This is a genomic window from Paenibacillus sp. A3 (assembly GCF_001399685.1).
Lineage (GTDB): Bacteria > Bacillota > Bacilli > Paenibacillales > NBRC-103111 > Paenibacillus_G.
The window spans coordinates 1-16,241 of record NZ_JTHN01000088.1 but is presented as its reverse complement, the minus strand read 5'-3'; the positions used below and the strand labels follow the sequence as shown (position 1 = coordinate 16,241).

At 59.4% G+C, this 16,241-nt stretch carries 19 protein-coding genes; 4 read left to right on the top strand and 15 right to left on the bottom strand.

What is annotated here, in order from left to right; translation table 11 throughout:
• The 5 genes from QJ48_RS13865 to QJ48_RS13845 form a co-directional block, all read right to left on the bottom strand.
• Positions 1 to 518, bottom strand: a 518-nt coding sequence (locus QJ48_RS13865) for a hypothetical protein (RefSeq protein ID WP_054974159.1), incomplete at its 3' end; no start/stop codon positions are given.
• Between the two features lie 3 nt (positions 519 to 521).
• Entirely contained in the window at positions 522 to 1,484 is a 963-nt protein-coding gene (locus QJ48_RS13860) for a hypothetical protein (protein ID WP_054974158.1), read from the bottom strand.
• A gap of 19 nt (positions 1,485 to 1,503) precedes the next feature.
• A complete protein-coding gene (locus QJ48_RS13855) occupies positions 1,504 to 2,451 on the bottom strand; it encodes a 3-oxoacyl-[acyl-carrier-protein] synthase III C-terminal domain-containing protein (RefSeq protein ID WP_054974157.1) in 948 nt (315 codons plus the stop codon).
• Positions 2,448 to 2,717, bottom strand: a complete 270-nt coding sequence (locus QJ48_RS13850; RefSeq protein WP_054974156.1) for a hypothetical protein — start codon at positions 2,715 to 2,717, stop codon at positions 2,448 to 2,450. Before QJ48_RS13850 ends, QJ48_RS13855 begins: the two co-directional genes overlap by 4 nt.
• Positions 2,714 to 4,198, bottom strand: a complete 1,485-nt coding sequence (locus tag QJ48_RS13845) for a class I adenylate-forming enzyme family protein (protein ID WP_054974155.1) — start codon at positions 4,196 to 4,198, stop codon at positions 2,714 to 2,716. The genes QJ48_RS13850 and QJ48_RS13845 overlap by 4 nt, the downstream gene beginning before the upstream one ends.
• Before the next feature lie 186 nt (positions 4,199 to 4,384).
• Between QJ48_RS13845 and QJ48_RS13840 the strand changes: the two genes are divergently transcribed.
• The 3 genes from QJ48_RS13840 to QJ48_RS13830 are packed head-to-tail and all read left to right on the top strand — an operon-like array spanning position 4,385 to position 6,917.
• The gene (locus tag QJ48_RS13840) at positions 4,385 to 5,311 is read left to right on the top strand and encodes a 3-oxoacyl-[acyl-carrier-protein] synthase III C-terminal domain-containing protein (protein ID WP_054974154.1); all 927 of its coding nucleotides are present in this window, start codon (positions 4,385 to 4,387) and stop codon (positions 5,309 to 5,311) included.
• 44 nt (positions 5,312 to 5,355) lie between these two features.
• Positions 5,356 to 6,393, top strand: a complete 1,038-nt coding sequence (locus tag QJ48_RS13835) for a hypothetical protein (protein WP_054974153.1) — start codon at positions 5,356 to 5,358, stop codon at positions 6,391 to 6,393.
• Entirely contained in the window at positions 6,390 to 6,917 is a 528-nt protein-coding gene (locus QJ48_RS13830) for a hypothetical protein (protein ID WP_054974152.1), read from the top strand. The genes QJ48_RS13835 and QJ48_RS13830 overlap by 4 nt, the downstream gene beginning before the upstream one ends.
• Positions 6,918 to 7,226: 309 nt before the next feature.
• Here the strand turns inward: QJ48_RS13830 and QJ48_RS13825 are convergent, their stop codons facing one another.
• The 6 genes from QJ48_RS13825 to QJ48_RS13800 are packed head-to-tail and all read right to left on the bottom strand — an operon-like array spanning position 7,227 to position 11,673.
• Positions 7,227 to 8,228, bottom strand: a complete 1,002-nt coding sequence (locus QJ48_RS13825) for an NAD-dependent epimerase/dehydratase family protein (RefSeq protein WP_054974151.1) — start codon at positions 8,226 to 8,228, stop codon at positions 7,227 to 7,229.
• A gap of 28 nt (positions 8,229 to 8,256) precedes the next feature.
• A complete protein-coding gene (locus tag QJ48_RS13820) occupies positions 8,257 to 8,505 on the bottom strand; it encodes an acyl carrier protein (protein WP_054974150.1) in 249 nt (82 codons plus the stop codon).
• A 40-nt stretch (positions 8,506 to 8,545) separates the two neighbouring features.
• Complete coding sequence (locus tag QJ48_RS13815) at positions 8,546 to 9,757, bottom strand: glycosyltransferase (RefSeq protein ID WP_054974149.1); 1,212 nt, start codon at positions 9,755 to 9,757, stop codon at positions 8,546 to 8,548.
• Positions 9,732 to 10,496, bottom strand: coding sequence for a glycosyltransferase family 2 protein (locus QJ48_RS13810; RefSeq protein ID WP_157261626.1), 765 nt, complete (start codon positions 10,494 to 10,496; stop codon positions 9,732 to 9,734). The genes QJ48_RS13815 and QJ48_RS13810 overlap by 26 nt, the downstream gene beginning before the upstream one ends.
• The gene (locus tag QJ48_RS13805; protein WP_054974147.1) at positions 10,493 to 10,852 is read right to left on the bottom strand and encodes a capsular biosynthesis protein; all 360 of its coding nucleotides are present in this window, start codon (positions 10,850 to 10,852) and stop codon (positions 10,493 to 10,495) included. The genes QJ48_RS13810 and QJ48_RS13805 overlap by 4 nt, the downstream gene beginning before the upstream one ends.
• Positions 10,849 to 11,673, bottom strand: a complete 825-nt coding sequence (locus QJ48_RS13800) for a sugar phosphate isomerase/epimerase (RefSeq protein WP_054974146.1) — start codon at positions 11,671 to 11,673, stop codon at positions 10,849 to 10,851. Before QJ48_RS13800 ends, QJ48_RS13805 begins: the two co-directional genes overlap by 4 nt.
• Before the next feature lie 227 nt (positions 11,674 to 11,900).
• On the opposite strand from QJ48_RS13800, the gene QJ48_RS13795 reads away from it, so the two are divergent.
• Positions 11,901 to 12,857, top strand: coding sequence for a hypothetical protein (locus tag QJ48_RS13795; RefSeq protein WP_054974145.1), 957 nt, complete (start codon positions 11,901 to 11,903; stop codon positions 12,855 to 12,857).
• 83 nt (positions 12,858 to 12,940) lie between these two features.
• On the opposite strand, the gene QJ48_RS13790 is transcribed toward QJ48_RS13795, so the two are convergent.
• Genes QJ48_RS13790 through QJ48_RS13775 form a run of 4 tightly spaced genes read right to left on the bottom strand, consistent with a single transcriptional unit; the run spans position 12,941 to position 16,192 of the window.
• Complete coding sequence (locus QJ48_RS13790) at positions 12,941 to 13,924, bottom strand: BtrH N-terminal domain-containing protein (protein ID WP_054974144.1); 984 nt, start codon at positions 13,922 to 13,924, stop codon at positions 12,941 to 12,943.
• A complete protein-coding gene (locus QJ48_RS13785) occupies positions 13,899 to 14,489 on the bottom strand; it encodes a hypothetical protein (protein ID WP_054974143.1) in 591 nt (196 codons plus the stop codon). Before QJ48_RS13785 ends, QJ48_RS13790 begins: the two co-directional genes overlap by 26 nt.
• 12 nt (positions 14,490 to 14,501) lie before the next feature.
• On the bottom strand, positions 14,502 to 15,521 hold the full coding sequence (locus QJ48_RS13780) for an RnfABCDGE type electron transport complex subunit D (RefSeq protein ID WP_237762909.1): 1,020 nt from the start codon (positions 15,519 to 15,521) through the stop codon (positions 14,502 to 14,504).
• A 44-nt stretch (positions 15,522 to 15,565) separates the two neighbouring features.
• On the bottom strand, positions 15,566 to 16,192 hold the full coding sequence (locus QJ48_RS13775; protein WP_157261625.1) for a helix-turn-helix transcriptional regulator: 627 nt from the start codon (positions 16,190 to 16,192) through the stop codon (positions 15,566 to 15,568).
• Positions 16,193 to 16,241: the final 49 nt, after the last annotated feature.

Genomic DNA, 16,241 nt, shown 5'->3' with positions numbered 1-16,241 from the left:
CGGCGCCGGAGCAAAAAGCGGAGCAATTCCAGCTCCTTGCCCGGCAGCGGATGCACGACGCCATTGTTAATCCCGCTGCGGAGCGCCGGATCGAATACGAGTCCCGGCGCCAGCGCGAGCGGCCGTTCCCAGGAATCCTCCGGCGCAGAGCCCGCCGCAGGTAAAGCAGAACACTCCGTTAGCGCAGCTAGCGTGCGCCGGATCGACTCCCCGTCGGCAGCGGACGGCAGAACGATAATGCGCTCTTCGCGTGCGCTTGTCCCGGCGGCAGACGGCTCGTCGGTCAGGCATACAACCCGCAAACGGGGGTATGCTCCGCACAGCCGAAGGATGACGCGCCAATCGTTTCCGTTCCAGTTGTGCGCCGACCAGACGACGATCTCTGGAGCCATGGCAGCGCCGAACGAACGCGCCAAGGCATCCGGACTATCCGCGTGCATAACGCCTGTTCCGCCGATGGCTGCGGCTTGGTACAGCCGCGGATATTCCGCCGCCGGACAAATAATTCCTATTCTCATAGCTCACCATCCGCTTTCTTTCAAGTATTGCAGATCGATCGCAGCCGCCCCGTAGTCCAATCCGGCGAACAGCAGACAGACCCGGTCTCCCCGCTTCAGCTCTCCGCTCTCCTCCAGCCCGCGAAGCGAAACGAGCGGATCGGCGCACAGCAAGTTCGCCACGCTCCATGCCGCCCTCTCGAACAAGCGAATGCGCCCGTCTTGGCGAACGGCGTTCCGTATTTCCCGGAGAAAGGCAGCGCTCACCTGCTGCGCGACCAGCCAACTGCGGCGGACATCGCCGTCCCGCAGCCCCGCTGCAAGCCGCAGCGCCGCCTCCGTTACTTGGCGCTCCGCCGCTTCGAAATGCCGGCGCTCCCACTTGAAAGGCGGCTGCGCAAGCGGTCGGCACAGCGCGTAGCGCGTCCCGGCCCACCGGTAATCCCCCGGCGGCTCCGCGGACAGCACACAGCACGCCGCCGCGTCTCCCTTCGGGTACGCGCGATGAAAGCGGCGGCCGAACGGCGGCTTGACGCAGTCCGCCGCCACAAGCAAAGCGCGCCGCTTGCCTTCCGCGCCGAGAAACGCGGCGAGCAGCTCCGCTGCGGATACCGTCGCCAAGCTGCCCTGCTGTCCGACGCCAAACGGCAGGCAAGTTTTCAGGCGCAAAGCCTGCGCCATCTGCATCGCGGGCAGCGTGGCGGGATGCGGAGCGGACGTTTCGTGGGCCCAGCACAAATAAGCGGGGGCGGGATGTCCGGCCGCCGCCCCGGCCAGCAGCCCGGCCGTCAGCTCGGCTACGCTTCCCCTGAAGGCAGGGACGCCCACGCAGGGATTCCCGGCGGCGTCGGGCAGCGGTACTCCTTCGATGCGATGAAGGGCCTCCGCATACCCGATCGCGGGATCGGCCGCCGGGCCGGAAGCCGGAGATGGAACGTCCCGACCGGCAGGAACCGCAATGTCGGGCGACGACAGATAGACCGTCATGCCGACTTCTCCTTCCGCATTAATATTGATGCACGGCGCAACCGAAGCTTCCCAGTCCGACCGATACCGTCATATAGCGGTCCCCCCGGCGGAGTTTTCCGCGAAGGACCGCGTCGTGCACGTTATACCAAAGATCGGAGCCGTGCAAATGGCCGACCTTCGCTATCGTATCCGTATAAAACAGCCCGATGCCGCAAGGCAGCATGGAAGCTACCTCCTCCCATGTCGTGCGATTGACGTTACTCCCGAAAATGAACCGGAGGTCGCCGACGGTCAGCCCGCATTCCCGCAGCGCCGTGCGAATCAACTGACGGATCGCAAAATGATACGTCGTCTGAAACCATTTGACGTTCTCCGGTTGAGAATACAGTCCGGCATCCATCCCTGCGTCGAAGACGCTGCGCAAGTAAAGCGTCCGGTGCGGTCCGGCATCCCGGGTCATGTAGCAGGCGCACGCCGCGTCCCCGAGCAGCGAATGGGGCAGCCGCTTAAGCGCGGGATGGAACGCTTTGTCGGCCGTAACGAGCACGATGCCTTCCCCGCTTCCCGCATGCAGCAATTGCCCTGCCGCCTGCATCGCAAGATGCACGGTAGCGCAGTTGTGCTGCGACAAGGCGAACACCGGCGTATCGCCGATCTCCGGCGCATCCCGCAGCTCCCGCAGCGCGTGCTCGTCATGCCAGGACAAGTCCAGCGTCCGGGCGATGACGATCCGGTCGACCGGCCGCCCCTGCCGCCGAAGCCGGATGAGCAGCGGTCCGCACGCCTCGGCGAGCATGCCGCCGAGCCGTTTCGAGCGCTCGACCGGCACCCGGTCGAAGCCGTACCGCCCGCGAAAGCGCGCCACGTCCTCCGGGGCGAACGGGAATCCGGCCTGCCGCAGCTGCTGCGCCACGTCCTCCACGGCAGCGGTCCCGGAAGGAACGTACACGGAAAGCTCGGGGACGGAAAAACAAACCCGTGTCACGACCCGGCTTCCTGCAGCGCCGCTTCAATATAGTTAAGCAGCTCCGAAAGCGGCCTCCGGTCCCCGTTCCATATATTCCGCACGTCCAATTCCACATCGAAAGCGTTTTCCAACTCTACCATTGCATGGATGAACCGTACGGAGGAAAGCTCCAGCTCGGGATCTCCGATGCAGCTCTCCTCCGTAAGCACGCTTTCCTCCGCCCCGCAGCCAGCCAAAATCCGCTTCATGCTCTTCCACACCATATCGCGTCGGCTCGTATTCATTCCTGTCCCGCCCCCTCCTGTTCGTCCTCGCAGACGTACCGTTCCTTCCAGCTCGGCAAAGCACCGTCCAAATGAATCTCGTGCGGGATTTTGTAAGCGGCCAGCTGCGTTTTCAAATAATCGCGTACGGCCTTGACGTTCACTCCGTCATCCGCCGTCAGCCACGCGACAATGATTTCCCCTTGCAGCTCGTCCGGACGCCCGGTCACCTTGGCTTCTCGAATCCGGGGCATGTGCTTGAGCACATCTTCGATTTCCTTCGGGTTCACTTTGCGGCCCGCTACATTGATATGCCGGGGCACCCTTCCGATGACCGTCAGCTCTTGCTCCTCGATCGTTGCCAGATCGTCCGTCACAAACCATCCTTCTTGAACGGGACATTCCTTCCCGGAGCCGGCAACGTATCCCCCGAAGAGACTCGCGCTGCGGACGGCAAGCCTGCCGCCGTCTTCCGTTCGCGCTTCCACCCCGGGCAGCAAGTAGCCGCAGCTTCCTTTCCGGTGACGACGATGCGGATGCTCCGCCGCAACCGCCCCGGTCTCCGTACTGCCATACAATTGCAGCACCCGCATGCCGAATTTGCCTTCGAATGCCGCGGCCGTGTCCGGCGCGAGCGCCCCTCCCGCGGAGATGGCAAAGCGGAGCCGTCCGGCATGGCCTTGGCCGATGTGGCGGGACATGCACAAAAGATGATAAAAGGAAGGAACCCCGAGCAGCACCGAGCCTTGGCAGGCGCGAAGCAAATTGGCCGCCTTGCGGGGAGTCGGATGCCGGCAAATGTGCAGCGTCGCCCCGGCGGTCAGCGAGCCGAACAGCGCTCCCGTCAAACCGTACAAATGATGCAGGGGAACGGTCGCAACCAGCGAATCGTCCGGACGATATCCGAACCAATCGCGGTATTTGCGCCCTTCCCGAAGCAGCGTTTGCATCGGCAGACAGGCCAGTTTGGGCAGGCCGGTCGACCCTGAGCTCAGCAGATACAAGCTGACAGGCGCTTCGCCCGGCTCTTCCTTACGACCTGGTCCGCCGCTTTCGTCGCCCGCTTCCTGTCCGCCCGGCTTCCGTTTTCCGTCAAGCTCGTCCGCCGCCGTTTTGCCGGGGGCCAGCAGACTGGAATACGGGACGACCGGAGCCGTTTCCGCGGTATTCGCATCAGCCTGCGCTCGATCTTCAGGCGCGATCCAGCGGGCAACGCGGCCGGCCTCGCCAATTCTGGCCAAATCGGATGTTGTCTGCAGGTCGTCAACGGGAAGCACGGCGACACCCCCATCGAGACAGCTTAACAGAAGAATGACCGAGTCGACGCTTTGATTCATCACAAGGCCGACGGGTTCCAATTCCTTTCCGCCGGCGGGAAGCCTGCTCCGGACGATTCCGATGCGCTCCGCCAATTGCCCGTACGTGACGGTTTCGTTTCCCTCCGCAAGCGCTATCTTGTCGAAAGGCGCCGTCTGCTCCAAGAGCCGCAATAGTTCTCCCATATCCGCTCCCCCTTTCTTGGTCGCTTACCAATCATTATAGAAGCGGCGGGTCCCGTCCTCTCGGCTTTCGTTGGGCCCGCCCGCCCACTTGCCGTCCACGCACGGTACACGCCGGATTTATATACAAAACGGCGGGCTCCGCGTTACGTTAAGGAGAGTCTATCCGTAGGAGGGAGGGAGATACCGGTGGCCGGATTATCGCATGTGGCCGGTTACATCCCCGCGGAACGTCCATCCCTGACCGAACTGCGGGAGGCGTTGGAAATCAGCGAAGCCGAGCTGCGCGTCCTGATCCAGTCGCACGGCCTTTGCCGCATTGCGGTCGAGAACAAGCTCCGGGTCCACGAAATGATCGGCGTCGCCGTCGACCTTCTGTTGGAAGGGAGGGGGGAATTGGCGGGAGAGATCGGGCTCATATTGTGCACGTCTACGTTTCCGGCGTTCGTTCCGTATCTGTTCGATCCGTTCGCAGGCATGCAGCGCAAGTGGGGTATGGAGCGGGCGGAGGTCCGGTTCGTATCGCAGCTCAATTGCGCTTCGCTGGACTTCCTGTTCCGGTTGGCCCGCCTTTGGACGGAACGGCGCGGGAGCGGCGTTCTCGTATTGGCCGCAGACAAAATGGGGCTGCCGAGGAGCCGCTATTTGCAGGACAGCACAATATCGGCCGATGCTGCCGCAGCGGCCGTCGTTACGAAGACAGCGGCCTGCAACCGGATCGTCGGCTCGGCCGTGCATTCCAACGCTTCCGTATACAACAGCATGCAGGCTTCCCCGGAGGAGTACGCCTGGTTTCAGAATACGTTTACGGTCGGTCTGGTCAAAGTGCTCCGCGACGTATTGCAGCAAGCGGGAGTAACGGCGGAGCGGGTGCGGTACGTGTTTCCGGCGAACGTCAATCAGGGGACGTGGCAGCGGGTTGCCGACGCTTCGGGGATTCCGTTTGAGAGGTTTTATTTCCCGACGATGGCGGAAATCGGACATGCTCATAATGCAGATCCGTTGTTGAACGCCGAACACGCCCTGCGGCATGCGATGCTGCAGCCGGGCGATTTATTCGCTACGCTGACGGTAGGCATGGGGAGCACCTTCGGATGCACGTTATTCCGTCATTGAGAGCAAGACTGAGTACGATTCGGAACGATACGGGAGGATCAGCCTTGACATGGTACTTGTCTCACATCACGTCATATCCCTTCTATGAAGAGCAGCCGGATCGGCTGCTGGCCGGAGGCGTGCCGCAGGCGACGCGTTTTCCGCCTGAAGAACCGCTGCTGGCGATGTACGAACAATACGGAACGAACCAACAGGAACATATGTTCCTTGAACAAGTACCCTGGGAACTAAAAGCGAGGCCGGTTCCGGTCAGCCGTGCGGATTCGGCGGCGCATATGGGAACGGAGGCGCTCCGCGCTTTGCTGGAGAGCGCCCCCGAAGCGCGGGGGAAATGCCGTTATCTCGTGTACGGCCACGAAACGACGGAACCGAATTTTTATTTGACCCCTTGTCTCTATGTCAAAAAAACGCTCAAGCTGAAACGGCTCTTGCCGTTCGCATTGAGCCGTTGCGGCTCCTGTACGCTACCGGGCGCCTTGGAACTGGTGAAGACGCTCCATCCTTCCGCTCCCGGGCAGGCTGCGGCGGAATCGCTCTTCGTCACCGCCGACCGGCTGTGCCCCCCGCATCCCCGCTATTGGTTCGACGCCGATCCGAAGGGAGATGCGGCGGCCGCTTGTCTCCTTTCGACCGCCGGCGGCGACTGGGCCGTGGTCGATGCGGTAGCGGACGGCTGGCCGCTTGCCTCGGACGATCCGTACCGGTGGTCGGAAGCCGACTACCGCCGGCACGAACGGCGGCTGCTCGCCGGATGCCGTCAAGCCGTCTCAGTCCTGCTGCGGCGCAACGCCGCAGACGCCGGACGGATCGTGCTAGCCGTGCCGCAGACGCTAAGCTCGACGTTCCGCCGTTATGTGGAGGGGCTGCTGCCTTATCCCGTCTACCGCCGAACGTATGCGGCAGGCTGCAACCTGCTCGGCAGCGACTGCCTGCTTTCCCTGAAAGAGTCGGAGGACGGCCATTCGTTTCAGCCGGGCGACTGCGTCCTGCTCCTTCAAGCCGGACCGCTATCGCACCTTGGGCTGCTGCTGCTTCGCAAAACGAACAAATACGGAGAAACGAACGGAGGGTATGCCGAATGACGACCGATTTGCCGAATGATACGGCCTCCCGCATGCTGCTCCGCAGCGACGGTTCGACGACGCTGCTTCTGGAAAGCATGCTGGAGACGGAGCTGGGCGTCCGGGTGATCGGACAACAGACGATTCGCGGAGAAAGCATCGACGGCAGTATCCGCGACCTGCTTGAGGCGAAGCCGGAAACCGTTTTATTCGAGCGGCATTCCGAGCTGGAAACGCCGAACGGGCAGTGGGTTTCGCGCAACTATGTCGTGGCGCGGATCGACGGAATGGAGCTGTTCCTTGGCCAATTAAAAAATTACAAAATTCCGCTCGGCAAATTGTTAATGTCGTTCAAGCTGGCGGCGTACCGCAAGCTGCTGGGGTACGGCGCCGAAGAGCGTCCGCTGGACGGCCGGACGGTTCGACTGCCGTACAAGCACTATGTCATCTGCGGGGAAGCGGGACCGAAAATCTATATCCGGGAAGCGTTCAACCCGATTTACGTCACCTTCCCCGGGGACAGCAATCCGGCTTGCGGGAGCTAGCTCCTGCAAGCCTCAGAGTGTTGAGAAAGTGGTCAAACGGGATTATAGAGGTAACGAAGGGGTGGGGTATCCGCTTCCGACCACTCTTGTCTTCGGGAAATTTGATTGGAAGCCGCTTAATAGCGGACATTTCCCGAAGACAAAGGCGGCCGCTATCGCTTCTCCAGTGGATACCCCACCTCCGTATGTTTCTCTATTTTTGCTTAGACCACTTTCTCAACAAGCTCGAGCTAGCTCCTGCAAGCCTTTTATGTCTCGCAACGACAAAACAGCCTGCTTCCGCTTTAGGAAAACAGGCTGTTCGCGTTATTACCCCAGCTCATCCCACTCCGCCAGCCAGCGGGCTTCCTTGTCCGGGTCGAGACCCATGCTGTACCCCGGAGTCGGCGGACGGGCGTCGCACCATTCCAGCGAAGCTGCGATCGTATCTTCGAGCGTGCGGAACGTCAAACCGGCGGTTAGCGCTTTTTCCACGCTGATGTTCATATAGTGGGCGAAGCTTTCCAGCCCTGCATGCACGGGAAACCACAGCGGAATTTCGTCCCACGGGCTTGCCCCACGGCTGTGCAAAAACTCGTCGCCGACCCAGACGAGCTCCGGATCGCTCCCTGTCACCCGTGCGCAAGCCTCAAGCAGCCTGCGCATCGTAAGCGGCTCCGCCGGGCCTACCGCGTTGAACGTACCGGCCGTCTTGGCCTCCGCCATCCGAATGATCCAATCGCTCAAATCGCGGACATCGATGAACTGCAAGCGTGCTTCCGGACGGCCCGGGGCCAATACCCGGCCGCCCTTGCGAATGCGGATCGGCCAGTACGCAAACCGATCCGTCGGGTCCTGAGGACCGACGATCAGCCCGGAGCGGACGTTCAACGCTCGTCCCGGCATCAGCTCCTCCAACTGCCGTTCGCACAGCGCCTTAAGCTCCCCGTAATACTTGCGGACGTTCTCCGACGCCGGATCGTCCAATTCTCCGACCGGATCGCCTTCGTGAACGCCAGGCTTGCTGAAATCCCGGTAAACGGAAATGCTGGAGACGAACGTATAATGCTCCACGCAATCGGCCAACCGTTCTGCCGACTGTTTGACGATTCTCGGCACGTAGGCCGACGTGTCGACGACGGCGTCCCACCGTCGTCCCTTTAAAGCGGACAGATTCCCGTCACGGTCTCCCCTCAGCTTCTCCGCTTCCGGGAGTGCTTCCGGGTTCGTTACTCCTCTCGTGAACAACGTGACCTCGTGACCGGACCGCAGCGCGGATTGCGCCAGGTGATAACCCAGAAATACGGTTCCGCCCAAAATTAGCAGCTTCATCGTTCCTCTCCCCCTATTCGTTCCCTGCTTATTCGTCGTCTTTCAATGCCTGGATCGTCAAGCACAGGCTTCGGACCGACGCCAAATGCTCAGGGGTCAGCTCCTCCAGATCGAACGCGACGCCGCACGCCTGCTCCAATTCGAGCAGCAGCGAAACGATCGCCGCCGAATCGATGCCCAAGCTCTCGTACAGCCGGTCTTCATCCCCGATTTCCTCCGGCTTGATGGACAGATAGGCGCTAAGCGTTTCTTTGACTGTCTCCATAATCGGCTTCATGGTAATCCACCTTTCGATTCAAAATAATACGCAGCGCGCTTCAACAAGTGGTTGAGCGGTTCGTGCCCCGAAGCAGCTGCTGCGCGCACTCGAATACCGAAAGCGCGCCTTGGTACCCGCGCTTTTCAAGCAGCTTTTGCAGGTCCCCGGCATGGTCGCGGTATTCGTCCTGCATGATGTACTTCGACAGATCGTACAAGTGGGAGGGACTGAACGAACGCGGCATCATATACTCGCCGATGCCGAGCTCGTGCAAATGCCTGGCGTTGAATTCCCGTTCCGTATGCGTCGGAATGATCAGCGAAGGGACTCCCCTTGCAATCGACGACATACAGCTGCCGTGTCCGCCATGATGAATGAACAGATCGAACTCGCCGACCCGCTCCTCCTCCACGAAAGGAACGATCTGAATATTGGACGGCAGGCCGGCGAGCCATGCCTCCGGCAGCGCTTCCGACGTCGCAATAACGACAAAGACGGGGGTTTCGGCGAAGGCGGTTAATACCGCCTTTACCAGATACATGCCGGAATCGCCCGCCGAGTCGGCCAGCCTGCCCGGATAGACGAGCACGGCAGGCCGCCGGAAGTTTTTCTCCAGTTCCGGGCCCACGGAGACTGGCATATTCATCGAGATCGGACCGACATAACGGACCCGGTTATTGTAAATACGGTCCATCTCGGGAATGCCCGGCACGATATCGACATCCGCCCGGAACAGCTCCTCTATCCGCTCCACCGCCGGCAGTCCGAACGTACGCAGCAGCCGGTTCATGACCGGCGTCACCTTCGGCAAATTGCGGGGCGGCGTCCCCCAGAAATACAGCGGTTTTCCATCCGGGTGAAAGCACGATTGGGTGATGGAAACGGACGGAATCCCGAGCACTTTGGCGGCAATCAGCGTATGGGGGCTCATATCAACAATAACGAGGTCCGCTTCGATGCTCTCCAGCATGCGGATACGCTGGCGAATCCACGCTTCCGCGAACCGCTCGTCGAGCAATCCCATCTGCGCATAATAATGGTCCAAGTCGTAGATCGCCGGCTGCGGGGGAATGAGCTTGTCCGGATCGGGCATCGTCGGATCGTCGTCGACCAGAAGCTTGTATCCGAGACGTTCTACCCATGCCATGCTGCTCTCGCCGTAGATGGACATGTACACCGAGGCCCCCGATTGGATGAAACGTTCTGCGGTCGGCGCATTCCGCATCAGGGGGCCAAGTCCCCCGCTAAGCCCGAAAAAAATATTCGTCATTCTGGCGTTCCCCTTCCCGAGTTAATTCGTAGACGGAACGTACGAAAGCTTGCAGCTGCTCGGGCGTTCCGATCGGATAACAAGCCTCAGCCGGTTCGATCCGGAAGCGGTGTCCTTTGCGGACAAGCTCATGATAAAGGGGAGCCACGTAATATTCGCCGTTTACGGTCTGCTTGCGCTCCTGCGCTTCTTCTGCCGCTTCGACAAAATGCCGCGTGTCGGCAAAATGATACAAGCCTGCCGTCGCATAGGGCGAAATGACTTCTTTCTCCCGCACCGCCGATACGATACCGGCTTCGTCGACCTGCACGTAGCTGAGCTCCGGAGCCTGCGAGCGGAAAACGGGAATAACGCCGTCGATCCCTGCCGTCCGCTCGAAGCGAACGGACGTGTTCATGCGCATATACGTGTCGCAATTGTAAATGAGCAGCGGACGGTCCGGGTTCAGAAACGGCTTCGCCTCCAGCACCGTCAGAGCTTGCCCGCCTGTCGCCCGCTCCAGCTCGATGATGCGGGCAGACGGCGAATAGTCCAGCACCGTCCGGCGCAGCGGGTGGCTCTCGGCATCCTCGGCCAAGCAGACGAATATGGCGCTGTCGAGATTCACGTGCGGTTTCAGGCTGTCCAGCGCCCAATAGAGCATCGGCCTCCCCGCCGCCTCAATGAGCATCTTCGGTACGGTAAAGCCGGCCTCGCGGAATCTTTTGCCCCTCCCGGCCATCGGTATGACAATATTCACAGCCTCCCCCCGTTCTGCTCCAGTTTGGTCATGACGGAAGGCCAGTCGCGAAACGTCAGCGCCAGATCGTCGATATAAACGTGGCCGTAAGGTTTGCCGAAGACGATCTCGTCGTACGGCACCTCGTGCTTCTCCAACCAGGTCAGAGTGAGCGCTCCGATATGGGCGACGGCCTTACCGGCGTTGCCGCCTTGCGTCTTCATGTTGCGGGCCGTATGAATAATGATTTCGTGCCCTTCGGCCCTCAGTCTTTGAAGCGCAGCAACGGCTCCCGGCAGCGGGAGGACGTCGCCGTACGATTGCTCCGGCCTCTTGAGCTCGCAGATCGTTCCGTCCAAGTCGACGACGATTCTCATCCCTTTCCCCTCCCGATCGGGCACGATTCCCGCCAGTAATTGAGTGCTGCCGATATGGAAATTTCCGGATCTTCCCCGGATTCGTCCGCTTCGAGCACAACCCAACCTTCGTAGCGTATTTGTCCAAGGAAGTCCTTGAGCTCCCGAATATTTCCTTCTCCGAGGCCCGGCGGGCTGTACCGCGTCCTCCGTCGGAATCTGCCGGAGGGCGGCGGAGCGATCGTTTGGTAATCCTTTACATGAATCCCCAGGATGCGTGACCCATAGCGGTCCAGCAGTCCGTAAAGATCAAGCCCCGCTTCGGCCGTATGCACGACATCCACCACAAGACCGAGCTCCGTCGGACCTTCATTCATGACCAGCTCGATATCTTCCCCGTCAAAAATGCAGTGGCCCCAGTGCGGATGAATGGCAGCGCGAACCCCATACATCTCGTATCTGGCAGCAATTTCCGTGATCATGCGAAGCAGTTTTTGCCGTTCCTCGGGTGTACGGTTTCTGTTATACCGGATGCCGGGACCAAGGACAGCCATCGGAATACTTGCTTGCTTCATGAGCCGGCCCAATCGTTCGTGATGCGTATAGATCGCCCGCCGTCCGCGCCAATTCTCGAAATGGCCGAATTCGTAAACGCCGGACACCGAAGTACCGTACCGGGTCAACAGCTGCTGAAGCTCGGACAGGCGGCGCTCGTACGACATAAGATGCAGGCCTCCGATTTCGACGGCCGGGCAGCCTGTCCCGGCAACGAAACGGATGGCTTCCTCCGTCCGGTCACCCCAGACGGATACTTGGCAAGACAGACGCAGCTTGCAGTTCATGTCAGCCTCCTTTTGCACACTGGTTTGGTTCAGGGTAACATGCTTCGGCGGGAGGCCGCTCGGCTTTTGCCGTTCACCGGCAACTGAGCCTCCAAACTACGAAACGAACGAAATGCGTGAACTCAAGTAAAGCAGAGAAGAAGCCCGTCGCTCCACGTATCATGAAAAGAGAACGGGCATCGTTTTCACCTGCATAACCACTCAAGGAAACGGAGGAACTAAGCCTCATGAACGAACGAAACGCAATAACGGCCGATACGGAAGATTCGCTTGCCTTAGGGTATCCGATGCGCAAGCGAATCTATTGGGCGCTGATAGGCATCGCCGTCGGCGTCTTCATCGCCGGGTTCTGGAACTATAAGCTTGTGGACGGCTTCGGCAACGAAATCGTCGCCGGCCACACGATCGGGAAAACGTCCGAGCTGGCGGGCTCCTACGGAGAACGCGGACTCGGCTTCGGATTCCTGTTCGCATCCGTCGCCGGCTTGGCTGCTACTTTTACCGCTTGCAATTGCGTCGTGTTCGCGATGATTCCCGGTCTGGCCTGCGCGGACCGCCGATTATCCCGATCGGCCGCGCTCCGGGCCTTCGGCGTGTTTACCTTTGCCGTCGTCGCGGTCTGCCTGCTGTACGGCTTGTGCATCGGCAGCCTTGGTGCAGCCGGCATCGAGGCGTTTATGGATCGCAGCGCCCGCCTGGGGCGGGCCCAGGTCACGTTTACGTCGCTTGGCATCGTTATGGTCGCTTGGGGCGCGTTTGCCTTCGGATTTATGGACGGACTGAAGTCCCGGCTTCCGGCCGGCGTGCGTTCGTTCTTCGCCCGGCCGTTGACTCAGGCGGGGATCATGGGAACGATGGTCGGCATTTTCTCCGTCGGCCGGCCGTTTCCCGTCTTTCGCGACTTTCTCGTCTATGCGGCTTCATCCGGCAATCCGCTCTACGCTTCTCTCGCCATGGGCGTGCAGGGACTCGGCCAAATCGCCTTCATGGTGCTCTTGTTCCTCGGCCTCGTCTACGCCTTCGGCAGCCGGCTCTTACGCTGGGGGACACAGCGCCCCCACCAGCCGCGACTGGTCAGCTCCGTCGCGCTCTTCATCGGGGGTGCCTATTTCATATACTACTGGGGCCTGGCCCGGGCGCTGGATATCGGCAGTTGGGGCTTCAAGCTGGGCTGGTATCAGTAGTAGCTCCACACCAAATGCGCACAAAAAAAAGAAGCGAAGTTTGACGCCCGTTCAAAACTTCGCTTCTTTTTTTGCCGCTCCGCCTACCGCTCCGGCATGCTCCAATCGGGATGGGCCAGCAGCCACCCGGCCAATGCCTGCGTATGATCCGCTTCCGCCTCCAGCAAACGCGCAAAGCGGCCTTCGATTCGGTCGCGCAGCGACCTCGCTTCCTTGCGCAGCAGCCCTCTGGCGACCATATTGCCCATCACCTGCCAGTGCTGCGAAGCCTCCAACGATTTTCCGGCGAGCTCCGGCAGTCCGCACAAGCCGAGAAACACATGAAAATGATACCGGGTGAAGGAAACTTCCTTAATCATTTTGTGCGTCAGGTCGAGCCATTCGCTCTCGGTTTCCAGCAGCCGCATCAGCTTTTCCCCAAAAACCGGAATCACCGGCAGCCCGTGCCGCATCGTTTCGTCCAAATCCGCCTCAGGCGGACGCCCCTGCATCGCATCGACGTTTCGCTGAATCGCCCTGCGGTGCCCGAATGAAGCTCCGGCGCAGTTTTGCCCCGCCTGCCGGGCCAAATAAAACAAATGCAAATCCTTATATCCGCCGTACCTCGATTGGTACGACTCCATCGCAGCGAGCAGGTCTCGTCTGGAAATCGGTCCGACATACTGATAATAATGATCGCACACGACGTAACCGCCCGGCGCCGTCCCAATCACCTCGACCGCATGCGAATCGTGCGCTTGCCGGTAATACGCATGGTACGGCAGCTCGTACATGTCCGAGATGACGCCCGCCGTTCTTCCCAATGCCAGCCATTCGTCAAGCTGGACGGCCAGATCGCCGGCGTCCGGGCTGCAGGCTTCGACCCAATCGATTCCGTGATCGTCGGCCAACTGCCGCCGAACCGGCGTATAATACGGATCGACGATGACGTAGTCTCCTTCGTCTTTATATCCGAATCCCGCCTGATTCCACACGAGCTCCGTCGGGACGCCGAGCCGTTTCAGCATGGCGGCCACAATAATTTGCATACAATTGTGATAGTTATGAATATACGGTGCGTAATCCATTCGGCCTCCTTCGGTATTCCAGCGTCATTGCAAAAACATGCATGGAAGGATTATCTTCGAACACAAGAGCACGCGCCGCCCCGGCCTCCCCGGGGTACGGAATCGAACAGATCCACAGATTCGGCCGGACATGCGCATATCGGCCCGATACCATGTGCATGTACGGAAGCGTCATCGCCAGGCGGTCGCCGAAAGCCGGGCGGTCCGACACAAAATCCGAAAGTGCCAGGCGCGCCGTATGAAGCAGCCGGTCCCCCGCGACAAAAGAAACGCGGTCAAACGAATCCCCGTTCGCCGAAACGCCCAGCGCATGAACGCAGTCAAGCGTTCCGGGCATCCACGGCAAAGTGACCGTTTGGCCGGACGTTTCGATATTGTCTCCGTCCTCCGACGTCTGATACCGGAACGGAATGCCGCCGAACCGGTACATCCGGCCAAACCGGACCGATTCTGCCGGAAACGAAGAGGAGCCCATGGTGAGCCTGCCTTCCCCGCACCGGGATTCGTAAGTAAATCCCCGGTTGTTGAAATAAGGCCGCAAATCCATCGCATGAAAAAATCGCACGAGCCTGTCCTCCTATGAATCTATTGACTTGTTACGGCGCTTCAGCGATAGGATACGGTACGGAATGCCGTACAGCACGGTCACAATAAACGCCGCATAAAACAACGAATTCGTAATCGCCTGAAGGCGAAACAGCGCGTCGACGAACGCAATCAGAAACGCCGCCGTCATCCGTGCCGCCGGGCGGGGAGCCGTCGTCTTCGGATCGGTGATCATGAAAAAGGTGAATAATTGAAACGACGCGCCGAGCATCGGTCCGAAGGCATAATAAAGCGGCTCGCCGAACAAGTAATGGCGCAGGGTCGCGAACAGCACGAAGCTGAGCACGAACGAGAGCACCGTGTCCAAACGCTTGGCCGCACCCGCTGCGATAAAGCCCAGGACAAGGATCAAGATCATCACGTCGATGCCGTTCGTCCACTGCTTCGGCGTGCTGACCGCATATTGGGGCAGCACGAACAGCAGAAACACGATAGCAATGTTGTTCGGATTGAACACATGGCTGCCTCCGATGCGTATGACATATTTCATGACGATCGCCAGGACGGCGGCCAGCACATAAGGCCAAACCAAATAGGAGCTGAGCAGCAAACTGAGGCCGATGCCGGAAATGATAGCGCTTAACGGAAAAATCCATTTTTTAAGAAGGATCCTCGCCAAAAGAAGCTCGGTTGCCACCGCGCTGAGAACGGACGCGAAGAAGCTGTCCCATCGCTGGAAAAAGCCGAGAAAAAATTGTCCCGCGAAGACAAAGCTAATTAAAAACAATAAAATGAAATACCGGGCGTCCCACTTGATTTTTGCGGCCATGACGGCTAAACCTCCTAACGAAATGGGGTGATACTGCCCCGCCGAATAGAAGAAGGACATATGCACCATATGGAACGGACTGCTGTAAAAGGAAGGATCGCGCGGAACTTCCGTTTCCGCGTCCGGGGTGTCCGAGACGGCGTCCGTGCGTTCGGCTTCCTCGCGTATCGCCTCTTCCAGTTCGATGTAGCCGGCATCCCCGGTCTCTCGTTCGGGCTTCATGTTCAAGCTCCTCCTTAGGCAGAATTAACGTTCGGCTCCCGCATTTAACCCGTGTAGGCTTTCGACGGAATACTCATCGGTAGGGACGGCGCCGGCTCGAAAACGGTTTTGCGGTAAGTGGACGGACTGATACCGACCAGGCGCTTGAATATTCTGGAGAAATGCGTCAAGTCGTTGTAGCCGACCGAATAGCAGACGCTCGTCACCGACTCTCCTTTAATCAACAGCTTTTTAGCCGTTTCGATTCTGCGGCTCATAATGTATTCCTTGAAGCCAACCCCCGTTTTTTTCTGAAACACTCTTGAGTAATGATATTTGCTTACAAAAATATGATCAGACACCGTTTGAAGCGACAGGTCCGTTTCACAAAGATTTTGATCGATATATTTCAAAGATTCGTCGAACAACGAATGCTCCTCGGCGCACTCGGGACAGGGGGCCATCCTCTGCATCCAATCGTTAACCAATTGAATGTGAGATTCTCTGACCTTGGTCAAGATCATGGTCGGACTGTGGTTCGTCACAAGCTCGTGGACATACCATGAAGCCGGGAATGCATCGTCGAAGGTTATAAACGCTATCAATTGATAGCGCAGTGCAGTTGCAATTTTCACGGCTTCTTGAAAGCATCCCGTAATGACCAAATGTGTCTTATGGGATAGTTGACTCATAATTTTGCTGCTTTCATCGCACTCACCGGGTTTTGGAAATATGAATAAA